10 protein-coding genes are annotated in these 12,066 nt (G+C 35.5%); 9 read left to right on the top strand and 1 reads right to left on the bottom strand.

All coding sequences use genetic code 11. The features are described 5' to 3' along the window. Positions 1–30: 30 nt before the first annotated feature. On the bottom strand, positions 31–222 hold the full coding sequence (locus QR40_RS09150; protein WP_003508925.1) for a helix-turn-helix domain-containing protein: 192 nt from the start codon (positions 220–222) through the stop codon (positions 31–33). Between the two features lie 575 nt (positions 223–797). On the opposite strand from QR40_RS09150, the gene QR40_RS09145 reads away from it, so the two are divergent. From QR40_RS09145 to QR40_RS09110, 9 genes are all read left to right on the top strand, one after another. Then, on the top strand, positions 798–1,073 hold the full coding sequence (locus QR40_RS09145) for a SymE family type I addiction module toxin (protein WP_044294553.1): 276 nt from the start codon (positions 798–800) through the stop codon (positions 1,071–1,073). Between the two features lie 14 nt (positions 1,074–1,087). Next, positions 1,088–1,255 (top strand): hypothetical protein, encoded by a 168-nt coding sequence (locus QR40_RS31715; protein ID WP_160295791.1) that lies wholly within the window; start codon positions 1,088–1,090, stop codon positions 1,253–1,255. 40 nt (positions 1,256–1,295) lie between these two features. Next, on the top strand, positions 1,296–2,225 hold the full coding sequence (locus tag QR40_RS09140) for an ORF6N domain-containing protein (RefSeq protein ID WP_330373711.1): 930 nt from the start codon (positions 1,296–1,298) through the stop codon (positions 2,223–2,225). Between the two features lie 244 nt (positions 2,226–2,469). Then, entirely contained in the window at positions 2,470–2,691 is a 222-nt protein-coding gene (locus QR40_RS09135) for a helix-turn-helix domain-containing protein (RefSeq protein ID WP_044294550.1), read from the top strand. Positions 2,692–2,845: 154 nt separating this feature from the next. Further along, positions 2,846–4,570, top strand: coding sequence for a phosphoadenosine phosphosulfate reductase domain-containing protein (locus QR40_RS09130; RefSeq protein WP_052430797.1), 1,725 nt, complete (start codon positions 2,846–2,848; stop codon positions 4,568–4,570). A gap of 11 nt (positions 4,571–4,581) precedes the next feature. Next, positions 4,582–5,466, top strand: a complete 885-nt coding sequence (locus QR40_RS09125) for a DUF4007 family protein (protein ID WP_200889742.1) — start codon at positions 4,582–4,584, stop codon at positions 5,464–5,466. Between the two features lie 17 nt (positions 5,467–5,483). Further along, positions 5,484–9,083, top strand: a complete 3,600-nt coding sequence (locus QR40_RS09120) for a hypothetical protein (RefSeq protein ID WP_044294547.1) — start codon at positions 5,484–5,486, stop codon at positions 9,081–9,083. A gap of 10 nt (positions 9,084–9,093) precedes the next feature. After that, the gene (locus tag QR40_RS09115) at positions 9,094–10,239 is read left to right on the top strand and encodes an aminotransferase class V-fold PLP-dependent enzyme (RefSeq protein WP_044294545.1); all 1,146 of its coding nucleotides are present in this window, start codon (positions 9,094–9,096) and stop codon (positions 10,237–10,239) included. Positions 10,240–10,332: 93 nt separating this feature from the next. Then, positions 10,333–12,057 (top strand): DEAD/DEAH box helicase, encoded by a 1,725-nt coding sequence (locus QR40_RS09110; RefSeq protein WP_044294543.1) that lies wholly within the window; start codon positions 10,333–10,335, stop codon positions 12,055–12,057. Positions 12,058–12,066: the final 9 nt, after the last annotated feature.

The following is a 12,066-nucleotide window of genomic DNA, read 5'->3' as shown; positions in this document are numbered from 1 at the left end:
TGTGGAGTACCTGCTTTTACTTTGGTTATTTTATTTAATATATTCCATGATGTCTCCGGGCTGACAATCTAAAAATGCACATATCTTACATAGAACATCTGTTGTTACACTTTCCCCTTTTGAGAGTTTGGCAAGTGTGGGGGCAGAAATCACTTCTAATAAATCAGTTTTTTTCATATCACGGCGTGAAAGCAAATCGAACAGCTTATAATACCGCATCATTATATCACCACCTTTATTTACATAAGCATATTTTAACATATAATCAGTATAAGCGAAAGTAATTTTTGCATATGCTAATATTTATGTTGACAAAAATATTAATATATGCTAATATAAAATCAACAAATATGAAAATAATATTATCAAGTGCTGAAAACATATTTTTGAAAGTGCTTTATATGTCGTTTGTTATTTGACGAAAAACATTTCTGCAATTAAAGCAACCGCACTGGGAAGTGTGAAGGTCCGAAGTCCTTATAAATGCTGACGGGTTGCAACGGGCGTTGTAATGTTGGTTGACAAGTTTCGGCCGGGTTTAATGTGAACCGGGCGCCATGGGAGAGTTAAACCTGCGTTTTTGTACCATGGCTAGAAGTCGGTTTCATTCACTAAAAGACAGGGATCTTACAACGCCAAATTTTTTGCAATATGTAACGATAAATCAGAGATTATGTTACAGTGTTGCATAATATATATCCAATCAGTCTAATGTATTTTCGTGTATATCAGTTCATAGATATTTCTGAACAAAAATCCAAGCTATATTGCAAATATTATAAAGGGGGGTAAAAGATATGAGTAAAGAAAAAAGATTTTTAAAGGTCTATGAGCAGTCTGGATATAGATATAAACCCACACCTATGCTTATGTTAAAGGGCGCATGGCTGGAAGATTGGGGGTTTACAGCAAATAAGCTTGTAACTGTTCAGTGTGAGGAGGGAAAGCTGATTATCGTCCTTGATGAAGAAAGAGGAAAGATACTGGAAGAAGAGCAGATTTATATTGAAGAAGAAACGAAGAAATTTCATACACAGCTTATTGCAGAGCGGAGAAGAAGATATGGAAAATAAGGAGGCAATATGAAATGGAGAAACAAATGGTTAAGTTTGCTGTTGTGACGGAGAATGGTGTTGTAAACAGAATTGGAAAAGCATATATTGTCACCCCAGAAATTAGATTTCAGGGCGGCGAGGTTAGCTGGTTGGTGGATAAACTCAAGACACCACTATATGGGAATGGGCATAAAAAATAGGGAAAATCATAATAGGAGGTTGAGAAAGGCGGCGTGATCTTTGGAAAAAGAACAGAAAGGGACAATGGGAATAACGGAACAGAAGGAGAACCGATTACCAGAAATAGCGTACTCTGATAAGGCAATTCTAAATTTAATTTATGTTGTACGTGGACAGCAGGTAATGATGGACAGTGACTTGGCGGCTCTTTATCAGGCGGAAACAAAGGTATTCAATCAGGCGGTAAAAAGAAACATAGCACGTTTTCCTGATGCATTTCGTTTTCAGATTACAGATGAAGAGTATGAAGGTTTGAGGTCACAGATTGTTACCTCAAAGGGAAGGGGTGGAAGAAGATATCTTCCAAATGTTTTTACGGAGCCGGGTATTGCAATGCTTTCAGCGGTATTGAATAGTGATTTGGCGATTCAGGTAAGTATTCAGATTATAACAGCATTTGTTGAAACGAGAAAGTTTCTGGTCAATAATTCTTTGCTGTTTGAAAAAATCAGTGAAGTTAGCTGGAGACAGCTGGAGTATGAAAAGAAGTCGGACGAACGTTTTGAACAGGTTTTTGATTACATAGCGGAGCATCAGGAGGTAGCGCAGAAGGTGTTTTTTGAAGGGCAGATTTATGATGCGTTCAGTCTGCTGGTGAAACTGGTTGGCAGTGCGGAGAAATCTATTATCTTGATAGATAATTATGTGGATGTGAATACAATGAATATTTTAGCTAAGAAGAAAAGAAATGTCAATGTCCATCTTTATACAATGCAACAGACTAAGCTGACAGCGGCAGATGTTAAGACTTTTAATAGGCAATATCCGAAATTGGAGGTGAAATATATAGAGTCATTCCATGACCGTTTTATAGTTTTAGATGATATTCATGTTGGGGCATCGTTGAAGGATGCTGGTAAAAAATGTTTTGCAATAAATCGCTTGGAGGATGAGGGACTTATAAAAGATGTATTGATGCAATTAGTATGAATATCAGTTTGATAAATAATGATTGAGGGGCTAAGACAAAATATATTTGTTTTGGCTCTTCTGTGATTTGTAGCACGTAATCAGTTGTATTGCAAATAATAGTATATTAAATTGAATATTATTAATAAAATATTAACAAAAAGGTTGTGTTCTCAAACTTACTTATTTGACTTTTTTCGACGCTAGAGGTATACTTAAAAAGATATTCCGTCAAAGGACGACTACTTGACAGGGAGGTGAGCACATGGCTTCGAGTTATAAAAAACTCTGGAAATTACTGATTGATAAAGAATGGAAAAAGAAAGATTTGGAGGAAAGGGCACAGATAAGCCATTATACTATGAATAAGTTAAACCATGGGCGAAATGTGACTACTGATGTTTTGGAAAGAATTTGTTGTGCCCTTGACTGTTCACCCAGTGATATAATGGAATTTATTTCTGCCCGAGAAGAAGTTGACAAGTGATATTATTCATACTGCATGTTTTTTGCAGTTGCAGTGTGTGATTAAGATAAAAGGTAGGTGTGGATGAAGCGTTATGTGGTGCAGAGATTGTAATATTGAGATAAGAGAAAAAATCTGTCCTATCTGCGGAGCCCATACTGTAGAGGACTCACCAGTGAAAGAGCATTGGTGTACTCGTTGCAACATTAAAACAAATGAGGAAATCTGTCCTGTCTGTGGTGACTTTACAGCTGAGGATAAGCCGATGGAGGTTTATTGGTGTAATTATTGTAAAATACCAATAATTAACGAGGTGAATCAAGCAGATAAGGGGATTTGTCCTATTTGTGAAAGTAAGACAAAATATATGTCTAAAGACTTGCGGCCGGTATTCCCGGAAGAACGTTTACTGTTGGAAATATTGTCAGAAAAAGAGCCTTTTGAATATATGAATTGTTCGGTATGGGCCGCGAATAATAGGTATTATGTTAATGGAAAATCGATTGTACTTTCCAACGAACTTTTTCAGTTTGCAGATGTTGACAAGATACGAGTGGTAATGGCGGAACATAGGGATGAAAACTCCTATGATTCGTTTAATACATATATTAATAGATTTGTGGAAGCAAATAAGAATCGTTTGAATTATTTGATAGATGAAGCTGGACAGTTTGTTCGCTCTAAAGCAGTAGAATTCAAGAGAGAGAATTTGGTGATTTCATTTTCTGGTGGAAAGGATTCTACTGTAACAGCAGAGGTTGTAATTAGGGCTTTAAGTGATTCAAGCTTAGTTCATATCTTTGGTGATACCACATTGGAGTTTCCACTGACGATGGAATATGCTGAAAGATATCGGCAGGAACATCCCTATGCTATTTTTCAGACTGCTCGAAATTATGAGCAAAATTTTGAGGAAGTTTGTGAAGATATTGGACCTCCAGCAAGAATGATGCGGTGGTGCTGTTCAATGTTCAAGACGGGGCCGATTACAAGAGTAATCAATAGCCTTTATGGAAATGAACAAATATTAACCTTTTATGGAATAAGAAAAGCTGAATCTGTTAGCCGGAGCAAGTATAATAGATTTGAAGATGCTGCCGAATCAGTAAAAATACAGCAACAGGCAGTAGCTTCTCCAATTTTCTTTTGGCGAGATATTGATATATGGCTTTATCTGCTATCTACAAAGATCGATTTTAATGATGCATATCGTTTGGGTTATGATAGAGTAGGTTGTTGGTGTTGCCCTAACAACAATCAAAGGGCACAATTCCTTGCAAGGCTTTATATGCCAGAGAAAGCCACAAAATGGCGCAGTTTTCTGATAGCATTTGCAGACAAGATTGGTAAACCGGATCCTGAAGTTTATGTGGATGAAGGATGGTGGAAAGCCAGACAAGGTGGCAATGGTTTAAAGGCTGCAAATGATGTGAAAATAAAATTTGCAAACTGTACCGCAGAGAACCATGCGAAGATCTATCGCTTAGCTAGACCGTTCGATGATGAACTGATTGGAATGCTTGTGCCGTTTGGAAAGTTGGCACCAGAGCTAGGAAGTAAATTACTGAACGAGACCATTGTTTTAGATATTAGAACGAGTGTACCTATTATATCTGTCCAGCCATTTGGACAAGAAGATTACGAGTACGCCGTGAAGATAAGGACGATGAATGTAGTTGAACATGATGATTTGCAGCGAATGATTGGTTATCAAATTCGTAAGTTCAATGCTTGCAGAAAGTGCTTAAAATGCGAGTCTCTATGTCGGTCAGGGGCTATTTCAATAGTTGGCGGTAGTTATTACATTAATCCCGAAAAATGCGTACACTGTAAGATGTGTGTAACAGCGAAATATCTTGAAGGCGGTTGCATGATGGATAAATATTTAAGAACGAAATGAGGTAATGAGATATGGCTGTGAAGTTTCGAGCCCACGACACATTTTTTATAAGAAAGGGTTGGCTTAATAAGGGAATGAAGCATGTGGACCATAAACCGAACGTGTTTGTAGACCGTACAGAAAACCCTATGGATGTTCTAGGAATTGGTGCAAATATGGTAAAAGCCTTACGATACTGGCTACAGGCGGTGGGGGTGACCGAAGAACCACCTAGTGGTACTAGAACACAAAGTTTCACTGAGTTTGGTCAGTTGGTTTTTGATAACGACAAATTTATTGAGGAAATAGGAACCTTGTATTTACTTCATTATAAAATGGTTTCTAATGAGGAATTTGCCACTGCATGGTATATTTTTTTTAATGAATTTAATATGACAGAAATTACCAAAGAAGATTTTGTTATTGCTGTTAACAGTTATCTCTCGAAGATTGGAGAGGCCGTTGCATCTCGTTCAATAGAAGATGATTTCACATGTATTATAAATACGTATCTTCCGCGGTTTAAATCAAATCCGAATAAAGTTTCTCCAGAGAATAACATTGATTGCCCGTTTGGCGAACTTGGACTGATAGATTTCATGAATAAAAATAAGAAGGTATATCGAAAATCTATACCTTCTGTCAATTCATTTGACCCTTGGGTAATTTTGGCGGTTATTTTTGATAGGGCGAATGGAAATATAGAGGTTCCACTGAATGATTTACTTACAACACCATCTAATATTGGGAAGGTATTTAACCTTGATGCTATTAGTATGTTGGACATATTACACAGAGTTGAGAAAACAGGTGTGGTTAAGATAATCAGAACAGCTGGTTTGGATATTATACAGATAAATAAACAAATGTCATTTGAGCAATGTGTTAAAAAATATTATCAAAGTATACAAAAATAGGACGAGGAGAAGCAAGGATGAGCAAAATGATTTCCGTCGCTTCTGGGTTTCAATATTCGGTGAATATTGCTTATGACCTGAACAGTGATGATAAATTAAAGAATTTTATACCAACTAAATCGGCGTTAGACCTGTTAGAGGATATTTTGCTGAGTACCATTCCAACTTCTACGAATCGTTCACGGGTACTGGTTGGTGCATACGGCAAGGGAAAGTCACATATTGTCTTAACTATACTTTCCATATTAGTAAAGAAAAATTTGAAACTATTTGTGAAATTGCTTCCTAAGGTTCAAGAAAACTCTCAATTATATCAGCTGCTCTTGAACTATTATGATAGTGACACAAAATTATTGCCAGTAATTATTACAGGTAGTAATACAAGCTTACCCCAGGCATTTCTATTAGCCTTGCAAAGAACGCTTGCAGAAAATAATCTTATTGACGTGATGCCTGAGACAAACTATAAAGCAGCCATTGCTACTATAAACCGTTGGGAGAATGAATTTCCTGATACATATAGGAAATTTTGTGATAGCATTGGAATTTCGGTGGAATCATTTATTTGTGAACTAGAGGATTATAATATTGAAACCTATGAGTGTTTTGAACGAGTTTATCCCCAATTAACATCTGGAAGTGTGTTTAATCCATTTATGGGATTTGATATTGTAGATTTATATGAGAGTGTGGTTGAGGCAATCAAACCACGAGGATATTCAGGTGTTTATGTCGTATACGATGAATTTAGTAAATTTCTAGAGGCAAATATTACTGCTGCTTCAGTTAGTGACACAAAAATGCTTCAGGACTTTGCAGAAAAATGTAATCGAAGTAATGATAAGCAAATGCATCTTATGTTGATTTCACATAAGGAAATTGCCAATTATATAGATAAGTTGCCAAAACAGAAGGTTGATGGTTGGCGTGGAGTTTCGGAGAGGTTTACCCACGTCCATATGAATAATAATTTTGCACAAACTTATGAAATAATAGCTTCAGTTATCCAGAAAGAAACTAATAGTTGGCAATTATTTTGTAAGAGTAAAAGTGCAGAATTTGAAAGTTTAAAGGCCACATATACAAAACATGCCCTTTTTTCAGATGTTGCGGATGAAGACTTGGATAAAATAAGCCAAGGTTGTTATCCGTTGCATTTGGTGTCTACATTTATTTTACCAAGATTATCAGAACGTGTAGCTCAGAATGAGCGTACATTATTTACGTTTCTTTCGGCTGAAGGAATATCCACATTGCCGGCATTTTTACAAAAGTATAAGGATGAATCTTTTGATGTAATCACTCCAGATTTGATTTACGATTATTTTGAACCTCTTTTTAAAAAGGAAGTTTACTCTGGAGATCTTCATAAAAATTACATCCTGGCAAGCACAATCCTGGAAAAGCTTGAGCTAGAATCCCTGGAATCAAAAATTATAAAAGCATTGGGCTTAATCTATATACTTGAGCAGTTTGATAAACTTAAACCTACTGTTGGTGAGATTGCTGATATGTTTAAGATAAGCTATCCGGTGGGTGTTATTAAAGAGGCAATCAATAATCTAATTGAGAAGAAGTATGTAATTTATTTGAAGCGTAGTAATGATTATCTGCGTTTGAAACAGACATCTGGGGTGGATATTAGAGAGAAGATTAGTGACTTGATGACAATTCAGCAGAGGACAGTAACGCTAAAGGATACGCTGAATTCTGTAAATTTTGATAATTATATTTATCCATACCGTTATAATGATGATAAAGAAATGATAAGGTATTTTTCTTTTGAGTTTATTGAGTCCTCAGAGATAGTGGATGATATCGATTGGAATGTAAAGAGCGAAGATGTTGATGCGGATGGTATCATTTATGGAATCATACCTAAAGATGAAGATGATATAATCAGGTTACGTGAGAAGCTTCTAGGAGTTAATAGGGATATTTTACGACTTATGTTTATTATCCCGAAATGTTATACAAAAATTGAGGATGTTGTGCGTGAGTTTAATGCTGTGGTAACCTTACGTGATTTATCTGTGGATGACAAGATTCTTTTTGAAGAATATGATGTTGTTTATGAGGATTTACGAGAAGTTATTAGTAAGTTTATTAGTGCATATACGCATCCAGAAGAAATGAAGTCATTATATATTTACTGTGGGGAAATCTTACCTATAACAAGAAAAGCAGCATTGACAAGTCAGTTATCATTGATTTGTGATAAGATATTTCCAGATACACCAGTAATTAATAACGAAGCTCTTAACAAGAGTGAACCTACAGTTGCAGCTGTAAACAGCCGAAATAAGATTATCACAGCACTACTTAGGACGGAATTAGAGCCAAATTTAGGGTTTACGGGTACTAGTCAGGAAGTTTCTATTATGAGAAACACTTTATTACGTACTGGTATAGTTGTAGAAGACAATGATATGATGCATATTAATATGAACCCCGAAGATGAACTGATAAGAAATATGCTTACGAAAATTGAAAGTTTTGTTATGCAGGCCAAAAGAGATGGCTGTGTAAATTTTGAAACGCTTTATGAAGTACTTACTTCTCCGCAAAATCATATTGGACTGAGAAGAGGATTACTTCCACTATATATCGCAGTGGTATTTCATACCTATAAACACGAAATTATTATATATGATAGATTTGGGCAGATTTCTACTACAACGGATGCGCTCGTTCAAATTAATGCAAATCCAGAAGGTTATACACTTCATTATTTGGATTGGAATCCAGAAAAGGAACAATATATAGAAGGGCTTAGCAAGGTATTTGACGATTTCATTATTCCAGCGGAGAAAAGTGCTAGCTCGTATGAATTTATTGTTTCTGCAATTCGACGTTGGTTTATGTCTCTTCCTAAGTATACTAAAGAGATAAAGACATCTAAAAATAAACATTATACTGCTTTTTTGAGAGTGCTTAAAAGAAATGTTGGTGGCAACGAATTACTATTTAAGAGCTTACCAAAAGCATTTGATTTAGAAGAAGTTTATATTGGCGTTGTTGATGAAATAGCTAGTACCAAAAAGTATTATGATAATATACTTGATGAATTAAAAAATGAGTTAATAAAAGATGTAAAAAAGTTATTTGTTTCAGAATCATGCAGAGAAAATATAAAGAAGATGTCACTTGCATCTATTATACATGATTGGTGTGACACCTTAGAACCGGGTGCTTTTGAACAAATATTTAGTGATGGAACAGAGAGAATGCTTGGATTATTTCAAACGATAAGTAATGATGAAGGTGCTTTCATTGAACGATTAGCAAAGCTAGCTACCGATTTGCGCATAGAAGATTGGGATAGCTATACTCAGACGAAATTTGATGAAAATATCAAGATGTATAAAGTTACTGCCGAGGAGTATCACTTTCATAAAGTAAATAGTATTGATAAATCAGAGATGACAGGGTTTCAAGTTAGCTTTGTAGATGAAAAAAGTGGTACGGTAACAAAGCGTTTTGATCCTGTGGAAACAAGTCCACGAGGCAAATTACTCTATAACTCCCTATCCTCAACACTCGAAGGCATGGGACAATCTATAGCAGAGCAGGAAAAGAGACAAATTCTAATGGATTTATTGAAACGATTACTTTAGGAGGGAAAGCATGGGGTATTTTGACAATGCAGCAACGACATTTCCTAAACCGGAAAGTGTCTATACATTCATGGATGAATTTTATAAACAAAAAGGAGCAAATGCGGGGCGGGGACAATATCAGCTCTCACAGAGTGCAAGCAGTTTGATCTCAGATACTCGAATTAAAGTACAGAAATTGTTGCATTGTCCTGCAAAGCAGGTTGTGTTTACCCCGACAGCAACGGTGGCATTAAACATTATCATTCAGGGGTTAATTAAATCAGGATGCTGCAATATATACATTAGTCCATTTGAACATAATGCTGTAACAAGAATTTTGCATCATTATAAGCAAGATAATGTGATTAAGGTGCATCAGTTGCAGGTGTCTGAGGGTATGGAATATGATTTGCAAAGAATACATTATCAATTCGATTCAGTTTCACCTGAGCTTGTGATTGTTAGTCATGCTAGTAATGTTTGTGGTTTGGTGGCTCCAGTAGAAGAAATCTTTTCCCTAGCTAAAAAGTATGGAGCCATAACTGTGGTGGATATGGCGCAAACAGCTGGACTTATTGATTGTAATGTTGGACTTTCTACATTTGATTTTTCTGTTTTTGCTGGTCATAAGACCTTATATGGGCCAACAGGAATTTCTGGTTTTGTAATGAATCCAGAGATAAAACTTCCAGCTGTGATTTTCGGAGGAACAGGTTATGAATCAGCAAATCAAAATATGCCAGATAGTATTCCAGAGAGATATGAAATGGGAACTATTAATATTAGTGGAGTGGCTGGGCTATATGCTGCTTTGTCATGGATTGAAGAAACAGGACTTACAAATATTGTTGCAAAGGAAAAAGAAAACAGAAAACGGTTGCTGGAGTTGTTGACAGAATATAATTTTATAGAGATAATTGGAAATAACGAAAAAGGTAATTATGTAGGTATTGTTTCATGTTTGATAGATGGAATTAGTAGTGATAGTGCAGGTGTAATTTTTAATAGGTGTGGTATTGCGGTTCGAACAGGTTTACAGTGTGCTCCATTGGCACATGAATTTTTGGGAACATTTCCTGCTGGAACAATACGGTTAAGTGTAAATTATTTTACGTCTGAAAAAGATTATGAGGAATTGCAGACAGCCCTAGATTATATTCAGGATAATCTTTAGGCAGTATATGCTGGTACAGTTATGGAATATACAAAAGAACTACAGGGTATTTGAGTTTTAATATATAATGTAGCGTAGGCAAAGGGAGGAGTAATGTCAGATTATAAAAATGTGATGTTTAATTTCAGTGAACAGCAATTAAGAGATTATTTAGGAACGGAAGTAATTAATACTTTGGTGGAATGGATGCCTTCTGGAAAATCGCTCCTAACAAAAGCACGTCTTATTTCATATATCGATAAAATACATGGACTTGAAATATTCAAGAAAGATAATTTTAGGAAAGATTTACTTTTGGCCGGAACGGAAAAAGAAATAGAGGACATTAGCATTCAATGTCTCAGCAAATCAGAGAGAAATGGTGCAACACCGAGAGAATTGGTTGAGGTTATATCTAAAAAGCCATGGGGGCAAAATAAAGTTACTGTATATTTGATAAAACTATGGAATTTACCAGTAGATACTCTTGAATCTGAAAAAGGTGATGATATTTTTAAGAATTCTTTAGCTGCTGGGGAGAGGTTTTATGAATTATTAGATTACCAATATTTCATTAAGCAACAGGCAATGAATGTATTGTCCTCTGGAAATATATTACAAAGAATGCTGATTCATATGCCTACAGGTACAGGGAAAACTAAAACATCAATGCACATTATTGTGGATTATATCAATTTTCATTTACATAAGAGTGGTATTGTTATATGGGTTGCGCACACTAAAGAATTACTTCTTCAGGCATTTTCGACATTTGAGGAAATATGGGGGCACTTAGGGGATGGAGAGATTAACGCATATAAGTTTTGGGGGAGTTTAAATTCAGAGGAGGATGAGATATCGGATGGCATTGTCTTTTGTGGATTACAGAAGCTTATGTCGATAGCAAAAAATAATCCTGTTATGATGGAAAAATTGAAACTTAATTGCCGTCTCATAGTTTTTGATGAAGCGCACAAAGCAGCAGCTAATGAAACTAAAAAAGTTATCGAAGAGCTGATGCAGATGAAAGTCGGTTTTCCAGATAGGCATTTGATAGGCTTGTCAGCAACACCAGGAAGAACAACAGATTTTTCCTATGATAATGATTTTTTAGTTCATATGTTCGGTAATAGATTGATTAGGATAGATGCAAATATCTTAAACCAAGTTAATTTGGGAAGACTCCAGGCATTAAATACTATTGCTGAAACTAATATTATTAAATATTTTCAACAGAGACAAATTCTATCGAAATTAACCGTAGAACGATTAGAATATGAAAAAAATTATACGGAGGAAGAAATAAAAAAACTAAAAAGAGAATTGGCTTACATTAGAAATAGTGATACTGATTTTTCTGCAAAGCAGTTGGAAGTACTTGCTAATAACAAAAACAGAAACTTAGGGATATTAAAACGATTGCGCATATTAAATCATGAACAAATGCCAACTATTGTATTTGCCTGTAATGTTTTACATGCCAAAATGCTTGCAGCAATGCTTACAGTAGATGATATACCAAATAGCTTAGTACTTGGAGATATGGATCCAATAAAGCGGAAAGCGGCAATAGATAATTTTAAGGATAGAACATCCAAAGTTAATATCATTATCAATTATGATGTTCTTACTACGGGGTTTGATTCAACCAATATTAGATGTGTATTTATTACCAGACCTACAAAATCAGTTGTTTTGTATAGTCAGATGATAGGAAGAGGACTTCGTGGACCAATGATGGGCGGTAATGAGGAGTGCCTTCTCATAGATGTAAAAGATAATATTGAAGCATTTGATAGTGAAGAAGCTTTTCAACATTTTGATGATTATTGGAATTAAGGAGGATGA

Source organism: Robinsoniella peoriensis (genome assembly GCF_000797495.1).
Lineage (GTDB): Bacteria > Bacillota > Clostridia > Lachnospirales > Lachnospiraceae > Robinsoniella > Robinsoniella peoriensis.
Note: the sequence above shows the minus strand (reverse complement) of the source record. Positions and strands in the feature narration are given on the sequence as shown.